At 54.1% G+C, this 25849-nt stretch carries 19 protein-coding genes; 10 read left to right on the forward strand and 9 right to left on the reverse strand.

The features are described 5' to 3' along the window. Positions 1-1384: 1384 nt before the first annotated feature. Together G449_RS18500 and G449_RS0113535 are read left to right on the forward strand one after the other, a co-directional pair. Positions 1385-2863 carry a sulfatase-like hydrolase/transferase gene (locus tag G449_RS18500; protein ID WP_159060480.1) on the forward strand — a complete coding sequence of 493 codons (1479 nt, stop codon included), beginning with the start codon at positions 1385-1387 and terminating at the stop codon, positions 2861-2863. A 37-nt stretch (positions 2864-2900) separates the two neighbouring features. Further along, positions 2901-3263, forward strand: a complete 363-nt coding sequence (locus tag G449_RS0113535) for a diacylglycerol kinase (protein ID WP_034605760.1) — start codon at positions 2901-2903, stop codon at positions 3261-3263. 320 nt (positions 3264-3583) lie between these two features. On the opposite strand, the gene G449_RS17895 is transcribed toward G449_RS0113535, so the two are convergent. Continuing rightward, complete coding sequence (locus tag G449_RS17895) at positions 3584-5095, reverse strand: diguanylate cyclase (RefSeq protein ID WP_159060481.1); 1512 nt, start codon at positions 5093-5095, stop codon at positions 3584-3586. 896 nt (positions 5096-5991) lie between these two features. On the opposite strand from G449_RS17895, the gene G449_RS0113545 reads away from it, so the two are divergent. Both G449_RS0113545 and G449_RS0113550 read left to right on the forward strand, forming a co-directional pair. Beyond that, positions 5992-7026, forward strand: coding sequence for a glycosyltransferase WbsX family protein (locus G449_RS0113545; protein ID WP_022659856.1), 1035 nt, complete (start codon positions 5992-5994; stop codon positions 7024-7026). Between the two features lie 303 nt (positions 7027-7329). Further along, positions 7330-8070: a lipoprotein YafT gene (locus tag G449_RS0113550; RefSeq protein WP_027181012.1), complete on the forward strand. Its 741-nt coding sequence runs from the start codon at positions 7330-7332 to the stop codon at positions 8068-8070. Positions 8071-8123: 53 nt separating this feature from the next. On the opposite strand, the gene G449_RS0113555 is transcribed toward G449_RS0113550, so the two are convergent. Continuing rightward, positions 8124-9374, reverse strand: coding sequence for an HD-GYP domain-containing protein (locus tag G449_RS0113555; protein WP_027181013.1), 1251 nt, complete (start codon positions 9372-9374; stop codon positions 8124-8126). A gap of 458 nt (positions 9375-9832) precedes the next feature. Here G449_RS0113555 and G449_RS0113560 point away from each other — a divergent pair, with 458 nt between their 5' ends. Then, entirely contained in the window at positions 9833-10294 is a 462-nt protein-coding gene (locus G449_RS0113560; RefSeq protein ID WP_022659860.1) for a VOC family protein, read from the forward strand. Between the two features lie 96 nt (positions 10295-10390). Here the strand turns inward: G449_RS0113560 and G449_RS0113565 are convergent, their stop codons facing one another. Then, positions 10391-12703 carry a methyl-accepting chemotaxis protein gene (locus G449_RS0113565; RefSeq protein ID WP_022659861.1) on the reverse strand — a complete coding sequence of 771 codons (2313 nt, stop codon included), beginning with the start codon at positions 12701-12703 and terminating at the stop codon, positions 10391-10393. A 285-nt stretch (positions 12704-12988) separates the two neighbouring features. On the opposite strand from G449_RS0113565, the gene G449_RS0113570 reads away from it, so the two are divergent. Further along, complete coding sequence (locus G449_RS0113570) at positions 12989-14644, forward strand: DUF6056 family protein (RefSeq protein WP_051135465.1); 1656 nt, start codon at positions 12989-12991, stop codon at positions 14642-14644. 37 nt (positions 14645-14681) lie between these two features. Next, positions 14682-15635: a glycosyltransferase family 2 protein gene (locus tag G449_RS0113575; RefSeq protein ID WP_022659863.1), complete on the forward strand. Its 954-nt coding sequence runs from the start codon at positions 14682-14684 to the stop codon at positions 15633-15635. A gap of 201 nt (positions 15636-15836) precedes the next feature. Here G449_RS0113575 and G449_RS0113580 read toward each other — a convergent pair whose 3' ends face one another. From G449_RS0113580 to G449_RS0113590, 3 genes are all read right to left on the reverse strand, one after another. After that, entirely contained in the window at positions 15837-16304 is a 468-nt protein-coding gene (locus G449_RS0113580) for a pyridoxamine 5'-phosphate oxidase family protein (protein WP_022659864.1), read from the reverse strand. A gap of 281 nt (positions 16305-16585) precedes the next feature. Beyond that, entirely contained in the window at positions 16586-18109 is a 1524-nt protein-coding gene (locus G449_RS0113585; protein ID WP_022659865.1) for a sigma-54-dependent transcriptional regulator, read from the reverse strand. Then, on the reverse strand, positions 18106-19578 hold the full coding sequence (locus tag G449_RS0113590) for a sensor histidine kinase (RefSeq protein ID WP_022659866.1): 1473 nt from the start codon (positions 19576-19578) through the stop codon (positions 18106-18108). Before G449_RS0113590 ends, G449_RS0113585 begins: the two co-directional genes overlap by 4 nt. A gap of 258 nt (positions 19579-19836) precedes the next feature. Here G449_RS0113590 and G449_RS17900 point away from each other — a divergent pair, with 258 nt between their 5' ends. From G449_RS17900 to G449_RS0113605, 3 genes are all read left to right on the forward strand, one after another. Continuing rightward, a complete protein-coding gene (locus tag G449_RS17900; protein WP_022659867.1) occupies positions 19837-20250 on the forward strand; it encodes a hypothetical protein in 414 nt (137 codons plus the stop codon). A gap of 122 nt (positions 20251-20372) precedes the next feature. Then, positions 20373-21443 (forward strand): sulfite exporter TauE/SafE family protein, encoded by a 1071-nt coding sequence (locus G449_RS0113600; RefSeq protein ID WP_022659868.1) that lies wholly within the window; start codon positions 20373-20375, stop codon positions 21441-21443. Positions 21444-21654: 211 nt separating this feature from the next. After that, positions 21655-23265 (forward strand): GGDEF domain-containing protein, encoded by a 1611-nt coding sequence (locus G449_RS0113605; RefSeq protein ID WP_022659869.1) that lies wholly within the window; start codon positions 21655-21657, stop codon positions 23263-23265. Positions 23266-23356: 91 nt separating this feature from the next. Here the strand turns inward: G449_RS0113605 and G449_RS17220 are convergent, their stop codons facing one another. The 3 genes from G449_RS17220 to modA all read right to left on the reverse strand — a co-directional run bounded on the left by G449_RS17220 (position 23357) and on the right by modA (position 25713). Next, entirely contained in the window at positions 23357-24118 is a 762-nt protein-coding gene (locus G449_RS17220; protein ID WP_022659870.1) for an ATP-binding cassette domain-containing protein, read from the reverse strand. Next, the gene (modB, locus tag G449_RS0113615) at positions 24115-24795 is read right to left on the reverse strand and encodes a molybdate ABC transporter permease subunit (RefSeq protein WP_027181016.1); all 681 of its coding nucleotides are present in this window, start codon (positions 24793-24795) and stop codon (positions 24115-24117) included. Before modB ends, G449_RS17220 begins: the two co-directional genes overlap by 4 nt. A gap of 150 nt (positions 24796-24945) precedes the next feature. Then, positions 24946-25713 carry a molybdate ABC transporter substrate-binding protein gene (modA, locus tag G449_RS0113620; protein ID WP_022659872.1) on the reverse strand — a complete coding sequence of 256 codons (768 nt, stop codon included), beginning with the start codon at positions 25711-25713 and terminating at the stop codon, positions 24946-24948. Between the last annotated feature and the right edge of the window lie 136 nt (positions 25714-25849).

Raw genomic sequence — 25849 nt, forward strand, 5'->3', positions numbered from 1 at the left:
AATAGTTACTGTCATCTTTATCAATAAGAGTGTTTACTCCACCAAAACTAATGCTTCCGCCTGCCGCGCTATTTCCAAGCAAATAGTAACTATTCCAATTATTATTGTAAGTTACAGATGCTGCATATGCTTTATTATGTAATATGCTCATAGTGAATAAAATTGCTGATACAAAAAGCATAACAAACCGTGACATGCAATACATATTTTGTATGCGTGAAAAGTCACCATGCAATAATGAAACTCTCATCTCTTCTCCAAGTGCTCAAAGTTGTCCAAAATATCACAAAAATCAAAAGCTAAAATTAATTTTAATATTAAATCATGTATATTATAATTCTCCGAAAACATATTTTTAAATAAATAGAATACACGCCACATTTACCATGCCTCGCATTGGACTGTGCCTGCCTTACGCTCAAGGCAACACCAAACATGCCGCTATGACCGCATACTCGCTTCGGACGAGGGAACCCACCACAACCTTGTTTCACAATAAATCTCACATCGATGCGGGGCACAAAATTTCAGCAACCTTTTGCTCTGATTATTCTTGTGCCGCTATCACCCGGAAAGATTATTTTGCAAAAAAACAACTTGACGAAGAGAGCTGCCAACCTGACAGCCAGCGCAAAGCACGACTATGAATGCACAAAAAAGCATGCCCCTCAAACGTTGAAGGCTCCACCGCCTTTCCGGATCAAAGGAAGTATGATGTACAAAAAAAATTGAAAAACATGCACGTTGAACGTTCTATTTGAATGAAATGCGAAGAGGCTCACCCCTAGGGGTGAGCCTCTTAAGCAATGGACAATCGCCAAATGGCATCCGCCAATGGCCCATTTCTACTGGCGCAGTAAAACCCGACCTTCGACCGCAGCCCATCCCTATGGGCTGCTACCTACTGAACTAATACTTCAATAAACCCAGCCAGATGGTCAAGGTTGGGGGCCACAATCCGCAAGTAAACATCGCCGGGCGGACCCCTGACGGCCTAAAGCTACTGAGAAGCCAATCAGCCGGCGCTGCACCTGCTGTCAGTTTTTAGGGTGTCGGTGCGGACTGACGTACATACCGCCGTATATACTTTTGGAAGACTTGTAGGGAATTTTGATCAAGTCAACGGCGGCCCTTACCGACAGATATTTGAGCTGCCGCGCAGCAACCGCACTGGACACGCGCAATCGGTAAAACTAATCGGACGAAAACCCATACTACAATCTCAACCGTTGAACTTGCTGTAGCGCAGCTTCAGACATAGTTCTGCCTCACCAAAACCAAGCTAGGGGGACATCCGGTCGAAATAAAGGCAACGCCATACGGCTCCGTTGACATCTTGGTTCTTGGCATATAGTGAATTTCGCCAATATACCAGGAGGCAAGCTTGAACATTCGCGCAATCAAAGAATGGATTCCATTCTTTTTCTTGGTATCCCTCACAGCAGGCATAAGTACTTTTTGCCAAATCTGGAGCATCCACCCATCTGCCCCGATCATAGGCATCAACTTTCTGGCAAGCCTTGCTGTCCTTTCTTTTGCAAATAAAAAAACTTGTGTAATTATTTTTTTATTGCAGTGCATATCTAGCATCATACTAACTTCTGCAGCTTCAGCCCTAAAAGAGCCGCTTACCCTAACGGCTATTCTTAATGGCATGGATTATGCCCTTGATTTTGGACTGTCTATTTACATATACGTTCAAGTATATATGGCCTTATTTTTTTCAATATGCCTAATTACCCAATTAATTTGTGTTCATAAGATTAACTGGAACGTTAAAAGAACGAAAATTGGTATCATTTCCCTGATTGCACTGTTTTCAGTTTATGCCATAAGTTTTATTTCCCTGCCATTGTCTGCATTCTGGCCAAATGAAAAAATTCAGCCTGGCGAAGTTGTAAACTGGAACCCACCGGAAAGACGATCTTTACACAAACGTGGCTATCTAGCCACATATCTTATAGAACTCTTCACAGGATATACCTCAAGGGTCATGCAACTTCAGCCAATTATGGATACACCCAACGGCATTGAAGAGATACCCGTTTTAAAAGCAACAGGGAAAATTATCTTTATCCAAGTTGAAAGTCTTGACTACGACCTGCTCAACGCTACCGTAGGGGATGAATATGTGATGCCTTTTTTGCACGACCTGCAAAAGGCAGCGATTGTCATTCCCATTGACGGGGCAAAAAAGCTTGGATCTGCAAATTCTGACTTTGAAATTTTCACAGGAAATATTGCATCATCGAATTATATACACTATACATTCACCAAAACATTTCAAAACTCCCTTTTGTCAGAGATATCAAAGAAAATTTCACCCTCATTTGCTTTTCATGGAATGCCCTATTTTTATATGAACCAGGGGCCTGCATATACAGCCCAGGGCGTTGAGCACGTCTTATGCCTCGAAGAAATGCAGCACGAGGGAATTACGCCGCGCCATATGTGGGGAGACGGAGTAATTGCCGATCAAGACATGTTTCCGCTCGCTTTAAGCAAAATTCCTCAAAGTGGAAACTTTTTTCAATTCATAATTACAATGAATATGCACACCTTTGAAAATCCGCGCGACGTGTGCCCACAAATGCATTTTACTACCGGAGATGATAACGGTTTTTACTCATGCAGCAGATCGACAGATGATGCCATACGAAACTACATCACACAGGCCCCTGCTGGCACGTTAGTGGTAATATGGGGGGATCATCGTTCGTATTCCAGAGATGGCGCAGGGAAAATTCCGTTCATTGCCTTCGTCAAAGGTGAAGAACACCCCTTTGATGGCTCTCACCTTCAGGGCCTGACTCGCAGCAAAATGCATTTCTACCTTGAAAAAATCATTCGACCTCTTCTCTAGCCAACAAGAAGACGTATCAAATACAGGCTTTAATATTATGAAAAATTTTATTGAATTAGTACGCCGGCGACTTATCTCCGCTACAAAATATTCCATCGACGGATTTACTGATACCTTTCGCCATGAGGAAGCCTTTCGACTAGAACTCCTTGTTTTACTTGTTTTAATAATTGTTCTTTTTTTTGTTCCATGGCCATTATGGAAAAAAATATTACTACCAACAGGCTTTACACTTGTGCTTTTAGCTGAGTTACTAAATTCAGCTATCGAAAACATTTGCGATATAATTCATCCGCAGGAATCAAAACTTGTAAAAGCCGCAAAAGACAAAGGTTCCATGGCTGTCCTGATTGCTTTAATTGCCAATCTCTTTCTTCTTCTTGCTTTGATAATTGCTTAGTTGCACTCCATTATTGATGAACATTATTGCAAATCAAACGGCTAGCCAATTTAAACAATAGCCTTTGACAACGGATCAGCCTCTCTCACCGCCACACGAGCTAATAAAACGGCGAGTCACCGTTATAGGTAACTCGCCGTTTTTGCGTCTGAAAAGGATCGAATGTGGCGCGGCGCGCGCATATATACCATTATAATATCGCCCTGAACAAAAATCAGACAACTGATTCCCCCGCAACAGCCTGCCCCCTTGGAAAGACCGCCACGGAGGCGCTGTGTAGCAAGCATGACTGCTTCCCAGAGCTATCGAAGCTGCGCACGTTACTTGGTTGTAGTCTCAATCCCGTTTAAAAAAGCGAAGTATTTGCCGTCTTCCTTGACCATGTGGTTCAGCACGAGGTCGTGTATTATGCATTGCAGCATTTGCACTGGGGGCGCTGGAGTTTCCGCATTCTGTTTGAGCAGACCCGCGCACTTTTGCAGCAATTCTCTGTGCCGGGCCGCATGTTCGTCAACCTCCGGGTATCCACTGCTGCGCAGCACGGCTTCCTCGTCATTAAAATGCTTTTCTACAGTATGATACACATCGTTAAAACGGGAATTGAGATCAAGAGCATCTCCCTCTGCGAGCACACGTTCAAGCAGGCTGTTCACAATCGAAACCAGCTCCATGTGCTGCCCGTCCAGCTCAGCATTGCCGGAAGCATACTCGCTGTTCCATAGCACCTCCAGTCCCAAGCTGTTCCCGTTGTGCATCTGGGCATACATCCCGTCATCATCAGACCGGAATTTAACGCAGTTACGGCCTTCATGCTTTGCCAGATAGAGCTGTTCATCCGCGCTCTGCACAATCAGCTCTGGTGTAGTGTATTCCTTGCAGATGCACGACACTACCCCAACACTGACCGTCACCACGCTGGCTACCTGTGATGCCGCATGGGGAATCCCGCACTGCATGACAGCCTTGCGTATGCGCTCGGCCAGGCTCACTGCGCCAAGGATATCGGTATCGGGCAGCAGGCAGACAAATTCCTCTCCTCCATATCGCGCTGCCATATCTGTGGGGCGGTTAAGGCATTGCGCCACAGCCCGAGCTACAGCCTGAAGGCATTCATCACCCTTCACATGGCCATACGTGTCATTGTAATTTTTGAAAAAGTCTATGTCCAACATGATGAGCGAAAGCGTTGCCCCGGAGCGGATGTGGCGATTGCGCTCATAGGCGAGCATGGCGTCAAAATGCCGCCTGTTGGAAATTTTTGTCAGGCCGTCCTCGTTGGTCATCAGCTCGAGTTTGTGATTGGATTCCGCGAGGGCGATCTCTGCAAGCTTTCGCTCCGTAATGTCTTCGTGCGCCACCACAACCATGCGTGGGCCATCTCCGCAGAAAGGGTTGACCCTGCCCAGAAACCAGCGCTTTTGTTCTGGCGAATGGCAGCCATATTCCATGGAGAACGTCTCAAGCTTGCCGTCAAGAACATCCCGTATGCCCTGAGCGAATGAATTGGCTTCCATCGTATTATCAACACACACGCCTTCGCAGACACGCAGGTAATTTACCCCTTCGGAAACAAAATCCTGCGACATGCCATTCGCAACAGCAAAGTCGCGCCATGCCCGATTGACCAGCACAATCTCACTTTCGGCGTTGATGAGGGCGATATTGGCGGAAAGACCGTTGAGCGTGGACTCCAGAAACTGCTTGGAAGAACGCAGCTGGTCGGACAACTTCTGGCTCACCAGCATAATGAGCCCGATGGTCCAGAAGGTGCTGGTGGTCATAAGGAGAAAATACGTTGCCGCCAGTGGAGAAGGGCTTGCAAACAGGGCCATCCCCGGCCCACCCCACCATGGAAGAGCCGCGAAAACAAAAAGCCACAGCGTATTAAAAATAAATACGTATTTTAAAAATCTGGCAGGCAGCGCATGCTTACAGTTGCCACCTGCAACTGTTATGGCTGAAAACAGCGAAAGTATGGAACAGGAGAAAGAAAGGAGTGTTCGCCGTAAAAATATACTGCCTTCAATAAACGCCAGATAGCTCAACACAATCAGCGACACGCCTACTATAATCAGCACAGGTCGCAACAGTTTTTTATTTTCCACAAATTCCGCAAGCCCAATGTATATGCACAAAAAACAAAGCAAAAACGAAGCCGTATAAATAAATATTGCAATACTGGCTAGCGACTCGACATCTCTGAACGAGTTCATGAAAAATCCAAAAACCATCAACACGCTGCCCACTATCCACCACTGAATCCCCTGCCCGCCCTTGTTGATCCGATACTGGAGCATAAAGGCAACAAGCTGGGTACAGCAGCACAAACCATAGCAAACAACTAATGTTTTTATATCAATAAAATCAGTCATCTTGCTGACACTCGCAGTTGAGGAATCACTCATTTCGGCGTGCTTACATCAACACAGGGCTGGCTGATTGTAAACAGCATTATGCGACACGCGGGTGTAACACCAACGGCATGGAGCTTCACTAACCGAGTGCGGCTGGCGGTATTGGGGCAAGGGTTTGCCGTGGAGTAATCTTCACGACTGCCAGCCTCTTGTGCGCCACAACACACTTTCGCATAGTGACTTTCAGGCTTCTTCGTGTTTCTGTGAAGAGAGAAGCACCGTTACAATCAGCAGATGGCCGCCCCCTGTACCGTTTGTTTTTCAGACAGTATGGGCGGGTTTTGATGATACTCAATGAACAGCAATGGCAACATATGATAAAAGCTGTCGCGTTCTATCTGCCGCAGTTTCATGTCATTCCAGAAAATGACATCTACGGCAAAAATTTTACGGAATGGTGCAACGTCCGGAGGGCCGTTCCTCTGTATGATGGGCATGCCCAGCCGCATATTCCTCACGGCATTCTGGGCTACTATGATCTTACTGACGAAAAGATCCTGACAAAGCAGCATCACATCGCCTGGGATAACAACGTTACGGCGTTCTGCTATTATTACTACAATATGGCTGGCCGTACGCTTTTGGATGCGCCGCTGCACATCATCAACAAAAGCCGCCTGATACGGAACGAATTTTGCCTCTGCTGGGCGCACGAATGCTGGTACGACAATACCCAGCCCCAAAGGATAAAACCGTTCATCGCGCAGGAATATTCACCGGGAAACGCCAGAAAGATTATCCGCGATCTCGCGCAGTATTTTGACAATCCACGCCATATCAGAATAGACGGCAAACCATTGCTGCTGGTCTTTGCACCGGAGCGCAATCCCCTGATGTCTGTGTATAGCCAGATATGGCGCGAAGAGGCGTGGGCCATGGGGCACACAGAACTTTGTCTGGCTGGCGTGGAATGTCACGTGGGGCAGCATCCCGCCAATCTGGGGTTTGACGTGATGGTGGAGTTTGCCCCGAACCTGAACCCCATGAACATGCTCTCCATTGCAGGGGAAGAACCCCGCCGTTTTGATTATGTTGCCACCGTGCAAGACATGCTGCTGAAAGAAACCCCCGCCTACACACGGCTGCGCTGCGTCTTCCCCGGTTGGGACAACACACCCCGGCGCGGCAGACACGGATTATCTTTTGAGCGCACTTCAGTGGATGTGTTCACCGCCGCCCTGCGTGCCATGGCGCAGCACACCCGCGCGTATCTGCCAGAGAACTTGCAATATGTTTTTATCAACGCCTGGAATGAATGGGGCGAGGGCTGTCATCTGGAGCCGGATCAAAAAGACGGCTTTGCGTATCTGTACGCGGTGCGCAACGTCATGAACGGATTCAGCACCTAGGCTGCCTTCCCCATTGGGGAGGCGTTTTACGACAGCAAGGGGGCTATTGGACAGCCCAAAGGGCGGATTGCCGCGACGCCGCCCTTTCTATTGCAACACAAGCCTCACTTTCGCCCCTTGGTTCATCCCTGTGCAATGAATACACCAAATGGTGCATAGATCGTCTTGCTTTCTGATAAAGCCCCCACCTGCGAGCCGACACGGAACCATCTTTTATCAGAACCATACTTTACAAATATTTGTGCGCTGGGCAAGGTAATGCCCGTCGAGACGCCTGACAATCCTTTATATATTGGACACATCATGAATACGCACGCGCCGCTACGTTATGCCGCGACTATTTCAGTTTTACTTGCTGTTCTCGCGTTACAAGGATGCGGCGTCAGGTCCATTTCTGATTCCGGGTATCAGGCGGAAGCTGGCAGATTGCGGCACGCAAACCATTCCCTTTATAAAGGCGAGTTGACTGAATTCGAGGTCTTGGGGATCAATCCTACAGCTTCAGTTTCGCAGGAAGAAATCCTGCGCGCGCTGGAAAACAGGCAACAGTTTTCTCTGCCGAAAGGCTCCTCTGTCATGCTTATCCAGTCAGGGGCCATCATGCCGGATGACAGCATGATCCAGGCATTGGAAGCGCATTACCGGGTTGCGGCCTTTTCCGGCATTCCTGCGGGCCAGGGCGACACCAGTCATGCAGCAGCTTTACGGTTGGCTGCGGCAAAGGGCAATTGCGCAAAAATACTGGTCTATTGGGGAATTTTGGAAACAGCGCAAAAAGATATGAGCACGAAAGCGGTTTCCTGGGTTCCCATAGTTGGCGGCATTATTCCAGATGAATCGCAGGAAATGCGAATCCGCCTGAAAATCGCTCTCATCGATGTTGCGACTGGTCAGTGGGAAGCTTTTTCACCCAAGCCGATTCAGGATACATCTGCCAGTGCGCGCTACACACGCGCATCTTCAGACCAGCAACAAGTGGCTGTCCTCAAAGCTCAGGCATATGCGGAACTGGCTCACGACATCGTAAAAAAATACGCTGAATAGCCTGAAAGCAATGCAGAGCCGAGCGGCCCGGCGCAGTGCACTGGCAATGCCAGCTAACTGACCGTCTCTGGCCTGTATTGTTTTCTGATGTTCTGCTGACACTGCAACACGATGATATTTATTTCGTCCTTGTGCTCTTCTATGGCATCAAACATTTGATCAGAAATTTTTGCAGAAATACTTTTTCTGATTATCTCAAAGGCCGTATCAATAGGCAGGCTCTTGCGATATGGGCGATCTTCCATCAAAGCTGCAATCACATCTGAAAACGCCAGTATTTTTGAACCCACATCAAGATTCTCATCTTGCAGGGAATACGGATACCCGGACCCATCGACCTTTTCGTGATGGTTCTTGGCCCAGAGCACAATTTCATAAAACCACTCAGAAATGCTGAGGCTGCTCAGTATCTGCCCCGTATAATACGTATGCAGTTTGACCTGATCGAATTCATCATCAGTGAGGGGGCCTCCTTTTTCAATAAGGCCGGGGTCGATTCCGATTTTACCTATATCGTGCAGATAGCCGCTGATCTTCAGCTTCAGGCAGCGCTCGCGGGAAAATCCAAATATTTTGCCTAGTTCGCAGGCAAGATTGGCTACCGTGTAGGAATGTGAGGCTGTAAAATGACTACGGAAGTCAATGATGCGCGAAATGGTCAAGGCAAAATCGATAACATTTTCAAGTGTAAGATCAAAATTCATCGACGAATCGACCAACCTGAAAAGCTGATCAAGCTCGAGATTATTGATTTCAATCCAGAAGATATCCGGCGCTGATGCCTGCACAAAGGCAGCGAAAACATCCGGATGAAACGTGGTGGAAACGTTGGCCCTGATTTTTTCTATAACCGAGGCTTTTTGCTTGAGCACAAAAACATCTGGATTGATCAGCACGTCAACCCGGTCCGCAAGGTGAAGTATGTGACTGTCCAGCAGCACCTCGCCTTCTTCCATATCCAGCGATGCATCATAGTGGATATGATGATGCCTGATGATCCTGGCAACGTCCTTGAACGGGCCGAATGACGACAGCATTCTGTATCCCATTTCACAGTGCGGCCTTGGATTATGCACATCAGCCTGAATGAGCGCATCGCGCTCCTGAACAGACAAGGCTCCAACATCATGGACAGCAGCTGCAATGATCAGCCTGAAGAGCTGATCACAGTCAAGATTCATTTTTTTGCCAATATGGTAGGCAATGATGGCTGTACGCCTATGGTGCGACTTTAAAAGGTAATTGCAGCTATCGATGGATTTTATGATAGGGACAGCCAATTCTTTCAGAGAGATAGCTTCCATGACTGACACTCTTGCGTTAGAGTAAAGCAAAGATAGCTTTTTTTACTAAACCATGCAGGCTATAGCAAGAGCTTTGACAGTAAATGCAAAAACAATTCAGTCATTATAACGTATCCGCCAATAATGTTTATAGAATATTCATGCTGTCACAAACAGGAAACTCCCTTGGCAGCACACAAAAAACATATGCCTCATACTATCAATAATACAGAATTTATAGATACTGACAATCAATAGCATGTACCAGACCGCAACAGCATGTCTTTTACATCCCCCGGTTTCTGAAGCCTCAAGTCTGAAAAATCTGAATTGTCAGCAGGATGGCATTGATAGTGCCGAACGCATGGCATACATATCGGATCCCCCCCCAAGAGTTCACGAGCCGCTGCCTTGCCGCAGATGGTGCCTGCATGCCGTTTTGGCCTTTCCATTCCCCATATACCGCACCAGGAGACGCCATGTTCCGCTATGTGCACACAAATATCATTGCAAAAGATGCCGTCAGACTCATTGCCTTTTACAAGCAGGCGCTGCATTGCAAGAGCATGGGGCAAACGCGTGATCTGCAAGGGCCGTGGCTTGACCGGCTCACCGGTTTGCCCAAGGCCCACATTACTGGCGAGCATCTGCTGCTGCCCGGCTATGACGGCAGCCATCCAACGCTTGAAGTCTTTTCTTACGACAGCCTGCGCGACGCGCTGCCGCCGGAGGTCAACCGCCCCGGCTTTGCGCACATTGCTTTTGAAGTGGATGAGGTGGAAACAACCCTGGCAGAGATCGTTGCCGCTGGCGGCGGGCAGGTTGGCGAGGTAGTCACTGCAGCTTACCCAAACGGCATGGAAGCTGTTTTTGTGTACGCGCGCGACCCAGAGGGCAACATCATTGAACTGCAAAGCTGGCGCAAGATGCAGACAAATTAATAGTCAGCTTTTCCACTGCTCGCCCAGACAGACAAAAGCCCCTGTTGCCCGATAATTTCGGGCAACAGGGGCTTTTGCAAAACACGATACCCGGCGCTAACTGGAGCGCAATGCCGCTATAAGCTGTTCAAGCTTTTGGGTCTGAGCCACAAGGGCTTCGACCGCCTCGGTTGACTGAGCCATGGCATCATCCGTTTCAGTTGCGATAACGCTGATGGAACTAACGGCACGGTTAATCTCTTCAGATGTGGCGGACTGCTGCTCGGCGGCGGTGGCAATGGAACGCACCTGATCCCCCGCAGATTCAACCATTTCCACAATTTCAGCCAGGGCCTCGCCAGAGCGTTGGGCCAAGCCAGTGGCCTGGGTTACGCGCTCCACGGCGGCATCCATCTGCGCGGCAGCGGTATTGGTGCCGCTTTGTATGCCGCCAATGGCCGTGCGCACCTCGGTGGTGGCGTGGGCGGTTTTTTCCGCCAGCTTGCGCACTTCGTCCGCCACCACGGCAAAACCACGCCCGGCCTCGCCAGCGCGCGCCGCCTCAATGGCTGCATTGAGCGCCAGAAGATTGGTCTGATCGGCGATATCTGAAATAACGCCCATGATGGCTCCGATGCCTTGCGCCTGCTCGCCCAGGCTGCGCATGCTGTCGGTCATATGCCCTGCTTCATTGCGGATGCTCTGCACTGCGGCGCTGACTTCCTCCACCAGCCGGGCGCCATCCTGCGCCTTCAGCTTGGCCTTTTCGGCGCTTTCCGATGTGGCAGAGGCGCTTCTGGCTACCTCAAGGATTGTGGCGTTCATCTCTTCCACGGCATTGGCGGTGTCGCTCACGCGGCCACTCTGCTCGCGAGCGCCCTCGCTCGAATGCGCGATCTGCTGCGAAAGCTGTTGCGAGGCAGTGGCGATATTTTCCGCCACTTGCGAAACCTCAACGGCAGTCTGGGCAATGGCCGCATTCTGCGCTTCAATGCGCGTTTTCTGACCGTAAATTTCCGTCAGATCCGTCCAGAATGTAATCGAACCCAGCATGCCGCCGTCCAGATCAAAAAATGGCGTTGTCTGCACGGAAACGCGCAATTGCTTTCCAGACTGCGTCGTATAGTCAAACTCACGGTTCAGAGCCTTGCGTTCCTTGATGGCCCGGTCAGACAGCGTCTCATGGTTGGCATCCCCCCTCGAGAAAAGCCCGGAGCGCTGGCCCAGATACGTATCCTTGGGATCCGGCTTGCCCAGCAAACTGCACACCTGCTCATTCAGCCAGGTCACCTTGAAATCGCTGCCCACGATGTAGCATGGCGTGGGAATGCCGTTGAGCACGCCCTGGGCAAAACCAAGACGTTTTTTCAGCTCGTCCACCATGGTGCAGAGGTGCCCGGCAAAACGTTTCATCTCTGCACGGTATTTGCCTGTGAGCACAGCCTTGAAATCGCCCCGCGCCACGGCTTCTGTAAAATCTGTGAGTTGCTGCAGGGGAGCGAACACAAGCTTGCGGTTCACAACGCGTATCACCAGCGTCAGCAGAATAACCGCGCCCAAGCCCACCATGTACAGCACTGACCGCTGATCCGCCGCTGGTGCTGTAAGCTCGGAATCATAGGCGCTCATGCACACAAGCCACCCTGTAGCCGGAACTTTGGCTACTGACATGAACTTGTCCTCGCCTTTCCATTCATAGCTGAAGGTTCCGCTGCCCTTTGCGAGCGCGTCCTGAATGAATTTTTCCTTCGAATAATCCTGAAGCAGCAGCTTTTTGTCCATGCTGTGGGAAATGAAACGGCCGCTCTGGTCGATGGTAAAGCCGTATCCGCGCCGCCCCAGCCGGATGGGGTCAATGGTCTTTTCCGTAAAGTCCGTCCAGCGGGGGCACACGGCCACAGCGCCGAGCACAGTGCCGTCCTTGCCGCGCACAGCTTTGGCCGCCACGTAGATCAACACATCGCCCGATGCGGCTTTCATGACGCTTTCGCTCAGGGCCACATCCTTGCCGCTGAATATCTGGCGGGCATAATCCCGATCAGCCCTGTTGCCCCCGGTCAGGTCGCCCATGTCAGAATTGACCCCGGCAACTATACGCCCCTTGAGGTCAAAAAGCAGAAATGACCAATACCCCGGCAAGGATTTGACATAGCTTGTCAACAATTCCTGCGCTTCCTGGGGCTGACCGGCAAATGCTTTCAGCACTGGCTCCTGCCGGGAAAGAATGGTGGCCACATCCACAGACTGCTGGATGTATATTTCAGCCGAACGCGCCACAGTTTTGCTGGCTTCGTTGAGGGCCTCGGTCTGCACACCGGCAACCATGCGGTAGGACGAGGTGGACACGTAGATGACAAGCACGGTAATCACGGCAACAACCGCTGCCGTTACGGACAATGTGCAGATAGTATTGATGCTGATCTGGCGCATGGTAAACTCCGGAAAGCAGAGGTGGCCGTGGTTCCCTACAGGGGGTTCGGGGCTGTACGCTGACAGACATTTTCACGTTAATTTCTATCAGTATTGCTTCTTAACGACAATACCTGCTAAAACATTAGAACAACACCCTGCTCCCGGCATCAGCAGAACGCCCCCCTGGTGCTGCAGATAAACACATTGACACCGAAATATATTTACTAATAGATACCAGCTACAGAAACGCATCTCGGGCTTTCAGCCCTTTTCCCTGACAGCATGGGCCAGGACTTTTACGAAATGCAACACACAGAATTAAATTCCGCCGCGCAGGCGGCTCAAAAATCCACACACTTACGTCGCAATCGCCTTATTTTCACAGGCCTGCTCATTATAACCATCATGTCATGGTTCTGCGCCATGACGCCGTGGGTCAGCGATGATCATGCCTTTTCGAGCATTTATCCTGGCTGCACCGGCCTGTGGGACATGCAGGTGCTCGAATACCACGAATGGAGTGGAAAATTTATCGGGCATTTCATGTCTCGCGTGCTGCTGCGCGGGCCAGCCTGGCTGCACCCCCTGCTCACTCCAGCCATGTTTCTGCTGCTCGTTGTCAGCGGCTCGCTGCTGGCCTTGGGCGCACAGTGGCGTGAGCGCCTGAGCGCCTGGCACCTCGCTGTCATGGCCGGGCTTGTATGGATTGCACTGCCCGCATTTGGGACAGTTTTTTTCTGGCGCACCGGCACGGGTGATTACGGCTACAGCCTCGTGTGGGGCGTTCTTTTTCTGGTGCCGTACCGCATCTGGGCCGACAAAGCAGACTTCCGCATGCCGGGCGGCCTGCTTTATGCGCTTGTGGGTGTTCTTGCAGGCTGGAGCAACGAAAATGTCGGCATGCTGGTTCTGCTTGCAGCTCTGGGCGTGACGCTGTTTCGCTGGCGCACATCTCGCAGCGTACCTGCATGGGCACTCTCGGGCATTGCGGGGGCAGCCTTTGGCTGGGGCATGATGATGGCCGCGCCGGGCAATGCCGTGCGCCTCGCAGCCGTGGGCGGCGCGGAAAAAATTCCGCTGCTGTCCCTGCCAGCTTTTCTGCGTTTTTTGGAATTCTGGGGCACGCAACAACTTGAAATGCTGCCTTATTTTCTTGCAGCTATGGCGCTTGCATGGCTGTTGCGCCGCCGGGGGCTTTTAAAGCCTGCCGCGTGGATCCCTCCGGTGATTTTCTTTCTCATGGCCCAGGCCAGCCTTGCAGCATTTATTGCCAGCCCCTCAACACCCTATCGGGCCATGAGCGCCACATTCTTTTTCACCGCGCTCTGCCCTTTTTCTCTGCTTGCAGTCCTGAACCCCTCAAGCATCAAGGCCAAGGCTCTTTTTATCATATTCTGCACCCTGCTGCTCTCAAGCGTGCTGATTGAGGCGCGCGTTTTCCTTATGGCGCAGCCGGTCATTGCCACGCACCACCAAAGCACCCTGCGCAGCATAGACTACCCGGAAACAGACAAATATTTCTTCCCCGGCTACGACATCCGCGAGGTAAACCTTTTTTCAACGGATTGGCGTGGTCTTGTGCCGTGGAACGAGTCGCACACGTTACGCGTCTTTGAAGCGCCCGATGCCCTCGCGCTGGTGGCATGCAATATTGCGTTTTTCGACAACCTGCCCCAGGGCAAAGTCCATGTGGCAGCCAGGATACGTACAGCCACCACTGCAAGCCTGTTGCAACAGGCAGCAAGGGCCTTGTTTGAAAGCCCTGATGAAGGGATCATTTCAGCCCAAACAGTTGCTCTGCGGTATTTTCCCGCATCCGCCACTGTTACGGACGATGGCAAGGCAGCGGTGTTTATTCCCGGCATCAAATCTGTGGACGACATTGCCTATATCGCTGTAGAACAGCTTAACGCGCCCCTTGTGTGGCGCAGAGCAAGTGCGTCTCATTCGCAAAACTGATCGCACCCAACGTACTCTCCGCATGGAGGAATAAGCCTTGTCCCGCACCGCCCCATTGTTGGCACTGGTTGTACCCTGCTATAATGAAGAGGAAACCCTGCCCCGCACCCTTGATGCTCTGGCCGGTCTGTTGACCGACCTCAAAAAACAGGGCCGTGTGCATGCGGAGAGCTTTGCCCTCTATGTGAACGATGGCAGCCGTGACCGCACTTGGGAACTGCTTGAAGAACGACACGCGATCGACCCCTTTTGCCGGGGTGCAAGCTTTGCCGCCAATGCAGGCCACCAGAACGCCGTATGGGCGGGCATGGTCACGGCGCGCGACATGGGCGTGGACTGCATCATCAGCCTTGATGCGGATTTGCAGGACGACATTGCCGCCATCCCCGACATGATCGCCAAGTACATGGAAGGCAACGACATTGTCTACGGCGTGCGCAACGACCGCAGCACGGATACGCCTTTCAAGCGGCGCACTGCACACATGTTTTACGGATTCATGCGCTGGCTCAAGGTGCCGCTGATCCCCGATCATGCCGACTACCGCCTTGTGGCCCGCCCAGTGCTGGAAGCGCTGGACGAAATTCACGAGCATTCACTTTTTCTGCGCGGAATTTTTCCGGCTCTCGGCTTTAAAAGCGCGCAGGTCTTCTACATGCGCCAATGCCGCATGGCCGGAGAAAGCAAATATCCTTTCTGGAAGATGGTGTCTTTTGCCTGGAAGGGCATTACGGCATGCAGCGTTGCGCCCCTGCGCATTGCGGGCCTTATGAGCATGCTCTGCATGCTGGCGGCGCTGGCCTTCAGCGGCGTTTCCCTGCTCAAATACGCGATGGGTGAAACCATTCAGGGCTGGACATCACTGATTATTGTAGTCTTGCTGCTGGGCTCTGTGCAGCTTTTCTGCATGGCGCTGGTGGGTGAATACCTTGCCAAAGTCTTTACCGAAGTGCGCCAGAGGCCCCGCTACATCATTGCCAAAAAACTGTAGACGCAAGCTGTAACGGAATACGCGCGGCACCTCCCGCAAGAGCCTTGAGGAAGCTGCCTGGCCTTCGGCGCGAAACTGCGTTGCCGGACTGCCACGAGCACTCTGGCAAGGCAACATCTGCAACAAGCCCACATCTAGTATAAAAACAGCCCAATGCTGATGCATTGGGCTGTTTTTATTTCCGCATAGCCAATAGCCGCGTCAGGAATAATACTTGCCAGTGATTTCCTGAATCTTAATCTCAACCACTGCCGTCATTTTAAGCATATTTTCAGGGTAAGCCGCACCTGCGTGCTGGGGCGTGTGCTTGCCCACAATGGCGTCAAGGGCGGCGATTTTTACGGCCCGGTCATTCACTACAGCGGCGTTACCTGTAATGATCACGCTCTGATAGGCGGTATTGGTGTCGCAGGGGACATCTGCCTGAATAAATGAATGCTGCCCTTCAACTTCAAAGCAGACCCTGGAGTCGGCGCGTAGATTTTTCAGCTTTTGCCCCGCTGCCAACCCGTGAAAGTAGATATGCCCGTTCATAAACACAAAATGTACTGGTGTTACGTAAGGGAAACCATTTTCGCCCAGAGTGCCCAGATGCCCAACCTGAACAGAGCCCAACAGGGAATCTATCTGTTCAGTGGTCAAGGGGTGTTCTTTCATACGTGCCTGCATGGTTCCTCCAAGGTAAACAGATACAGAAAGCGCAGTGTGAGAGACCTTGCCTGCATCGTGCTGCGAGTGCTGGAAATATGCACTTGCTCGGTGCAGAATCAAAAAACTTTTCGCTCACTCACTCTCTCCAATGAATCACTATATTTCAGTTCTGTTGCCTTTCAAAGTGAAATACTGCGCACCGGGCAAGTATATTTATTCACGTACAGGATTATCACAGGCAAAATCATGAAGGTGCGCGGCTTGCATAATACGCATCGGGCTGTCGCGCTGCCTCAGAGCTACACGCCGTATTCCCGCAGCTTCCGCCACAGGGATGATCGGCTGATGCCCAGCATGTCGGCGGCCAGAGTACGGTTGTCGCCCGCCAGTTCAAGTGCGTGCAGGATGTGCTGCTTTTCCATTTCGGCAAGCGGAACAAGCGGCGTTGCTGCCTGCGGGCAAGCAGAGGGTGCAGCGGCGGCATCCTCCTGCCGGACGGCGGCAGAAGAAGAATCGGGATTGCGGACGGACAGGTGAGCGGCAACCTCGGAGACTTCCGGAGGCAAATGCGCCAGCCCGATGCTGCCGCCCGGCGGGCAAAACACCGCCGCCCGCTCAAGAATATTGGCAAGTTCGCGCACATTGCCGGGGAAGGGATACTGCCGCAGCGCATCAAGGGCGTCATCTTCAATATCCAGCGGCACGGCCCCGCCCTGCTCCGCCAGCCGTGCGAGAAAAAACCGCGCCAGCAGGGGAATGTCCTCAGCTCTGCTGCGCAGGGGCGGCAGTTCCTGCGTTACCACGGCCACGCGGTAATACAGATCGCGCCGGAAGCGCCCGGCCTCCACCTCTTCCTTGAGGTTGCGGTTGGTGGCGGCGATAATGCGCACGTCCACGGGTATGTCTACAGTGCCCCCCACACGGCGCAGATTCTGCTCCTGCAGGACGCGCAGCAGCTTGACCTGCATGCCCGGTGGCATTTCACCCATCTCGTCCAGAAACAGCGTGCCGCCACTGGCAGCTTCAAACAGACCTTCCTTGCGCCGTACCGCGCCTGAAAACGCCCCCTGCTCATGTCCGAAAAGCTCGCTTTCTAGCAATTCCGGCGAGAGCGCGCCGCAGTTGATCGCCAGAAAGCGCCGACGCGCCCGCTGGCTCTGGGCATGCATGGTGCGGGCAGCCAACTCCTTGCCGGTACCTGTTTCACCTTGCAGCAGCACGGCCACATCCGTGGGGGCCAGACGCATGAGCGCCTGCCGCAGGCCACACATGGCCGGCGACATGCCAACCATTTCCGGCACGGAGCCGCTTGCCTCAAGCTGAGCCCGCATCTGGGCGACCTGTTGCCGCAGACGACGTTTTTCCAGCGCCCGCGCCACCAGCATGCGCGCTTCTTCCAGCGAATAGGGCTTTGCCAGATAATGAAAAGCCCCCAGCCGCATGGCCTCCACGGCGCTTTCAATCATGGGGTAGCCCGTGACCATGATGACTTCCACATCCGGTTTGCTGGAGCGTACCGCCTTGAGCACTTCCATGCCGTTCATGCCCGCCATGGCGATATCGGTAATGACCACGTCAAAATCCTGCTCGGCCAGCAGTTTCAGGCCTTCTTCGCCACTGCCCGCCTGAGCCGATTCGTGCCCGCCGCGCTCCAGGGCGCGCGCGAGGTTGGCCCGGGCCATCCGCTCATCGTCAATGATCAGCAAACGGCCACCGCCGCCAGCCCGTTGCGCGGCGTCAAGCCCGTGCCCGCTGTGCCGAGGCTCGCCGGGGGTAGCCGGTGCAGGTGATTGTTCCGAAAGCCGGAACCGTTCCGTAGTCATGCCGCTGCTCCTGAACCGTTTGCTTCATGCCGTTCCGTAAGGGGCAGCCGCACGGTAAAACAGGCCCCTTGCCCCGGTTGGCTCTGTACTTCAAGCGTTCCATCATGCTTGCCCACAATGCCAAAGGCTATGGACAGCCCAAGCCCCGTCCCCTCGCCCACGGGCTTGAGGCTGAAAAAGGGATCAAACACCCGGCCAAGGTTCTCGGGTTCAATACCCTTGCCGGAGTCGCGCACTCGCAGCTCCGCCATACCCGCCGGTTCGTCCACAGAGGCGGTGATATTCACTTCGCCCCTGCCGTTCATGGCCTGAGCCGCGTTGAGCAGCAGGTTGATCAGCACCTCCTGCATGCGCTGGGCGTCCACGGGCAGTTGCAGCCCTTCTGGCACGTCCACCGTTATGCGCACCGCAGCGCCCATGTCGTGCCGCACCAGTGCAACTGCCCTGCGCACAAGGCCGGACAGATCATGCAGGGCAACAGTAAAGGGCCGGTCACGCGCAAAATCCAGCAGCCCGCGCACAATATCGCGGGCGCGAACAACCTCGGCCTGGATTTCATCCAGCTGCGCCGTCACGTCTTCCGCCGTGGGCATGGGGCGCAGCCCCTGCCGGGCATCGTTGACATCCTCGCCGAGCAGCTGACAGCCAACGGAAATATTATTGAGGGGATTATTCAGCTGGTGGGCCACGCCGGAGGTCAGCACACCAAGAGAAGCCAGCTTCTTTTCCTGCAACAGAAGGGCGTGGCGCTTTTCCAGCTCCGCCGCCATGCCGTCAAGCGTCTGGAGGACATGGCGCGCTTCTTCTTCAAGCTGCGGCGGGGGCGATGGCAGGGGCATGCCCGCGCCAACGCTGCGCGCGGCGCTTTCAATGGCCCCAAGGGCGCGCATGATGTGCCTGCCGATAAGCCATGCAAAAGCCATCCCGCAGGCCAGCAGGGCCGCAATGGCCCCCAGCATCTGGGTGCGCAGATCCCCCACGGCGGTAAAAATGCCCTGACGCATGCGGCGCACCGCCGAATCAGCCAGCTCGCTCAGGCGCTGCCCCTGATCGGTGAGCGCGGCGCCGTCTGTGGGCTGATCCTCCAGCAGGGCCTCATAGGTGCCGATGCCTTCCAGCAGCAGGTCGAGATTATGGTGCGCGCCGTCGCCCACCCGGCGGCCCATGGCGGCGTTATAATCCTGCCCCACGGATGTGGCCCGCTCCCGCGCCAGTTCCACAAAACTGCGCAGGGCAAGCAGGTCGCCCTTTCTGCCGGGAAAAAGTTGCAGGTTTTTTTCGTACCTGCGCATCTCGAGCACATCGCTGCGCAGGTCGTCCACCATGTCGATCAGGCGGGCCGCCCTGTCGATGCGCCCCAGATCATAACAGGCAATGCCGCCCAAAAGCAGCAGCATGACCAGAAAAAGGCCCGTGCCCACGGCAATCTTGCCGCGAATGGTATGCCAGACAGAAAAATGCGGAAGCATGCCTCACCCCCGCAGGCGCAAGAGTTACACCTGCGCCCGACGCTGTTTCAATTTGCAACAGCGTATAAAAATAAAACAAAGCTGACAAGCCTTGGCCTGCAACAAGTTGCGGCCTTTGCCCGCCTGAGCATGTCAGAATGAAACAGTAACGGGGCAGCATGCCACACAGTGCGTAACAAATAAATTAATATAAATTCAGCATGTTACAGATTGAACTTTTTGGCACAATAGTTGTAGTCACAAGCGCAGGAGGCCGACATGAACACCCTGCAAAAAACGATGGAAAACTGGTTTACCGCTGTGGCATATGCCGATGCCGGGCAATCCGGCTGGACAGACGATTTGTGGACTCTGAACGGCAAGCGCGAAAGCGCGGCGTTGAAGCAGACCCTGCTGTACGGCGCGGGCAGCATTGTCATTTACGCGCTGGCTTTTGCCAATGCCGATGCCTTTGCCGCCCTGTGCGCCAAGGGTGGCCTGTGGACTGCCCTGCCCATCGCCTCGGTGCTGCTGCTCTCTTACGTGCACGGTCACTTTGCCGGAGCACTCTGGGAACTGTGCGGCATTACCGGCGTGCAAAAGAAGAGCGCGCAAACCACTGCAAGGGCTGCGACCCGTCAGAGCGCCGCACCTGCCCCCCGGCTGGGCAACACTGCCGTGGTTCACGGCTAACCGAGTTTTCTTCACAAGTCCGGGCTACGCCGCCCGGCTCAAATTTTTTGTTCAGCAGCGGCATGTCTGGCCTTGCGCCAGCGCATAACAGTACGCCAGGCAGCCTGCCAGCCGGAGGTAACATGGATCTGCTCAGTCTTGACCCGTCCCAGTTTATCACACTCACGCCCGTTTCCGTGGCCTTTCTGCTGGCCGTGGGATTTGTGGGCGGGCTTGTAAGCGGTTTTATCGGTTCCGGCGGGGCCTTTATTCTCACGCCGGGCATGATGGGCCTGGGTGTGCCCGGTGCCGTGGCTGTTGCCAGCAACATGTGCCACAAGTTCCCCAAGGCCATGGTGGGCGCCATCAAGCGCTACCGCTTCGGTCAGGTGGATGTAAAACTGGGTCTGGTTATCGCTGCAACCGCTGGCATAGGCGTACAGGTTGGCATCCGCATTCAGCGTTTTATTCTGGAAAAATGGGGCCAGGCCGGGTCTGATCTTTACGTCAGCGTTTCCTTTGTGGTGGTTCTCGTTGTGGTGGGCAGCTACATTCTCAAGGATGCCCTGCACTCAAGCCATTCCGGCAAGGAGGATGACGAAAGCACGCCGCCCCTTGCCCAAAAGTTGCAGGCTATCAACCTGCCCCCCATGATGTCCTTTCCCAAATCCGGCTTGCGTATTTCGCTGTGGTTTACCCTGCCCGTGGGCATAGCCACAGGTATGCTGGCTGCCACCATTGCCGTGGGCGGATTCGTGGGCGTGCCGGGGCTTATCTATGTGATCGGCGTACCCGGACTCATTGCATCCGGCACGGAACTTGTCACAGCCTTTGTCATGGGCCTGTGCGGCTCGGTCAACTGGGCCATGCACGGCATGATAGACATCCGCCTCGTCTTTATCATCCTGGCGGGCTCCCTGCTTGGCGTGCAGCTTGGGGCCATCGGCACCACCTACGTCAAACCCATCATGATCAAGTACGTCATGGCCGCCATCATGCTTATTGTTGCCGCAAGCCGCATTGTCGCCCTGCCGGGCTACCTCAGCGCGCTGGGGCTTATCCAGATGGGCCCGGGGATTCTCTATCTGCTCAAGGTCGTGAGCTTCATAACCATGTGCGCCGGATTGCTCGTTGGCGCGGGCATGATCCTTGGCGGCATGTGGCGCGGGCAAAAACGCAACCGCAAGGAAGCGGCGCTGGGCAGCGCGGTCTGAAGCATCTCTCATAAACAAACCCCAATAACATCTTCTCCTCAAACCCTATAGCAAAAGGGGGGTGCATTGCGTCTGCACCCCCCTTTTATTTTTCTGTCAAAGGCAGTGCGCGGACAGTTAGACCCATTGCCTATTTCCTGATTTTCTGTATGGTTTCAAAATTACCATCATACCTTGTCAGCTTTTCTGCCATCCCTTCGCAGGAGGAGCCATGCGCATATTCACGCGCAGCCTCAAGACGCAGTTTATTGAGGCATTCACGCTGCTTATCCTGCTGTCATCATGCTTTCTTGCGGCCATAACCGGGCGCGAAGCCAGCAGCGAGGCCCGCTACGAACGCGGCCTGCTGTTGACCAACCGCGTGCAATCCCTTGCCAAGGCCCTTGATCAGTCCATGTGGTTCTGGATCAAGGAGGTGGGCACCCTGCGCCACACGGTCGGGCTGCTCGGCGGCGATATGAAAAAACTATCCATCGCCGTGAACCGATTACAGGACACCATGCCCGCCTTTGCCTGGATCGGACTCATGAATCCCCAGGGCAAGGTTCTGGTCGCCACCGATGGCGTGCTGGAAGGAACAGACCTTTCCATCTGCGCCATTTTCCGCCAGGGCAAAAACGGCCTCTTTGTGGGCGATGTACGCAAGGCCTCCCTGCTTGCCCAACTGCTGCCCCACCCGGAAAACGGCCCGCTGAAATTTGTGGACATCAGCATGCCCATTGGCGAGGGCGAACTGAAAGATTGGGTGCTGGTAGCCCATCTGAGCTGGGCATGGGCCAGAGAGGTGGAGGAATACATCCTTTCGGGCGAAGGCTCGGATACCAACACCAAGATCATGGTTCTCGGTGCAGACGGCAGTGTCATCCTGGGCGGCGACAACAATGAAAAACCGCTGGCCTTGCCCCTGCTGCAAGAACTTGAACACTCCACTTCAGCCTGGGCCGTGGAAACATGGCCCGATGGCATTGCCTACCTCACCGCGGCAGTAAGCTGCACGGGATTTAAAGACTACGATGGCTTGCAGTGGAGCGTGGTTGCGCGGCAATCGCTGGATGCCGCATACGAACCCGTGCGTCGTCTTGTGGCGCGCATTCTTGTGGCTGGCCTCTTGCTTGCTGTGCTGTTCGCACTGGTTGCCGGATACATTGCCCAGCGCACCATTGCCCCCCTCAAGGCGCTTACCGCAGCAGCAGACAGGCTCAGCCGGGGCGAGCGCGTCACCATTCCGCGCAACCGGGGCATACGCGAAATTGAAGTGCTTTCAGCCTCTTTGTCCACCCTGGTTGAAAACCTCACCCGCACAGAAAAAGACCGGAACCGCATCCAGCATGCCGCAGAACGCGATGCCCTCACAGGCCTGCTGAACAGGCACGGTCTGGCTGCGCGCATTGACGAGGCCATGCCCAGCCTGACGCAAAACCAGGGGTTGGTCGAGCTGTTGTATATGGATCTGGACGGCTTCAAACCAATCAACGACGCGCACGGGCACCATGTGGGCGATGCCGTGCTGACCATTCTGGGGCAGCGCCTTACGCGGTGCCTGCGCAAGGATGATGTGCTGGTGCGGCTGGGAGGCGATGAATTTCTGGCCCTGCTCGGCCATACCAGGGGCACGCCAGACATCCTGCGCACAATTAACCGCATCCGCGAGGATGTGGGAGCGCCCATTTCCATCGACGGCCTCATGCTGCGCATCGGCATCAGCATAGGGCACGCCACATGGCACTGCGCGAACGAGTCTGTTGAAGATGCGCTCAAACGGGCCGACAGCGAACTTTACATGGTCAAACGGATGTCAAAATCCTCGCAGGAAATGCTGTAGCAGAACGCCGCCAGCATTAGCCCACCTTTCCCTCGCAGACTGTCACCACCGGCTATTTTTTTTGCACTCGGCTTAAAAGAGCGATACGCCGTCAGGCCGATTGACAGGCCCAGGCCTGCTCCTGCAAATGCCGCAGACACTTGCCCGCTGTGGCAAAATCCTTGCGCAGATCTGCATAGTCCGGCACCGTGCGCGCGCCGCCCCGGTCATAGAGCACAAGCCCGCCCGCAAAGGTATCCACATCGTCAGGGTCGTGACTGATAATCACGGCAGGGATGGTCAGGTCATCCATCAGTTCAAGCAGTTCTTCGCGCAGGCGTTCGCGCAGCAGAGGATCAAGGGCGGAAAAAGGCTCATCAAGCAGCAGAAGCAAGGGGTCTGCATTGAGCGCCCGCGCCAGAGCCGCGCGTTGCCGCTGCCCGCCAGATATCTGCGAGGGCAGGTGGGCCGCCAGATGCCCGATGCCCAAGCGTTCCAGCATGGCCTGCGCCTTGTCGCGCTCCTCGCCGCGCACCTTCCAGGGCCAGCAGCCCGTGCGCGGATAGGCCACGTTCTGCAACAGGTTCAGGTGTGGAAACAGGGCGTAATCCTGAAACATGTAGCCGATACGCCGCTTCTGCACGGAAACAAACACGCCCTGCGCATCATTGTACAACGTGCAGTCGCCAATGCGGATGTGCCCTGCATCGGGCTTTGTCAGCCCCGCTAGACACTGCATGGTCAACGACTTGCCGGAACCGGAAGGGCCAAAAAGCACCGCACACTTGTGCTCGTCGCCGATATCGTAGCGGACATCCAGATTGAAGGGCGTAACCCCGTTCCTGAAACTTTTTACCAGCCGCAACGAGATCATCTGCGCCGCCCCTTGAGTTTCACAAGCAGTTCCGCCGCCATCAGCAGGGTCACGCACACGGCGGAGGTAACAAACACAAGCCAGGAGGCCTGGAGGTCATTACCCGCCTGAAAGGCATCGTAGATGGCAAGGGCCAGAGTCTGGGTCTTGCCGGGGATATTGCCCGCAATCATCAGGGTTGCGCCAAATTCGCCCATGCCGCGCGCAAAGGCCAGCATGATGCCCGCAAAAATACCCTTCCAGGCCAAGGGTAGAGACACGCTGACAAACACCCGCCATTCCGAGGCCCCAAGCGTGCGGGCCGCGTCTTCCAGATGTTTGTCCACCTGCTCCAGCGCTGCGCGGGCCGACTTGTAGATAAGCGGAAAAACCACAACAGTGGCTGCAACCACAGCCCCCTGCCAGGAAAAAATCAGGTTGATGCCCAGTTCTGCCAGCCCATGCCCAAAAACGCCGCGCCGCCCCACCAGCAAGATAAGATAGTAGCCAAGCACTGTGGGGGGCAGCACCAGCGGCAACGAGCACAGGGCGTCCAGCAGGGCGGGCATGGGGCCTTTTTTGCGGGCCAGCCGCCAGGCCGCCAGCGTTGCCACAACAAAGGAAACAGCCGTAGCCGCTCCTGCCACGCGCAACGAAAGCTCCAGCGGGCTCCAGATAAACGCCAGGTCAAAATCCATTTCCAACTCTGCCCCCTGCCACTGAACTGATCCGTTGATACGTAAAAAATACTGAAGGCGGTTGCCGCTTCTGCCAAAACGGCAACCGCCAGTAAGCACAATCCATCATTGCAGGCCGGTGCGCAAGGGCACGGGCCGCGCCTTCATGCACTACGGCTTGGAGAAACCGTACTTGGCGAGCACTGCCAGCCCTTCAGGCGAAAGCACAAAGTTCAGAAATTCCTGGCCCATCTTGGCATCCTTGCCAGTGGTGGCAACGGCAATGGGATAGCTCACGGGATCGTGACCTTCCACAATCATGACCACTTCAACCTTGTCCGCAAGCTGCTTGGCATCTGTACGGTAAACAAAACCGGCATCAACCTCGCCACGGGCCACATAGTCCAGCACCTGACGCACGCTGTTGCCCATGATAAGCTGGGGCTGCACGGCTTCCCACAGTTTGGCGGTGTTCAGCGCGTCCTTGGTGTAACGTCCGGCAGGCACGGAATCGGGATTGCCAATGGCAACACGCTTGAATGCCTTGATGTCTTCAAGCTTGGCGGGCTTTTTGGAGCCAGCGGGCACGATAAGCACGAGGTCGTTGAGCGCAAAGTCCTTGCGCGTAGCGGGGTCAACAACCTTGGCGGCCACGGCCTTGTCCATGGTGCCCTGGTCGGCAGAGGCAAAGACGTCTACGGGCGCGCCTTCCTGAATCTGTTTGAGCAGCGGATTGGAGGCAGCATAGTTGGTGTGCACCTGCAAGCCGGTGTGCTTCTTTTCAAACACGCCTTTGATTTCGTTAAAGGCATTTGTAAGGCTGGCAGCGGCAGAAACGGTTATTTCCGCAGCCTGAACGGGAAGGCTGAGCAAGGCCACGCAACCCAGCGCCAAAGCTATGCGGCAAAAGGCCCCACGAGCGTATGCAGTCTTTTTCATGAAATTCCTCCGTGCGCCAGAAGCGCGGTTTGTACATCAACAGTACAGAACCCTTGAGGGCGAGCAATACAGTCACGTTTTTTGATGAAAGCGTGAACACTGTACAACAAAAGGGTTTTACTTGTATAAGGCAGGA

Source organism: Desulfovibrio desulfuricans DSM 642, from assembly GCF_000420465.1.
In the GTDB taxonomy this organism is placed as follows: Bacteria; Desulfobacterota; Desulfovibrionia; order Desulfovibrionales; family Desulfovibrionaceae; genus Desulfovibrio; species Desulfovibrio desulfuricans.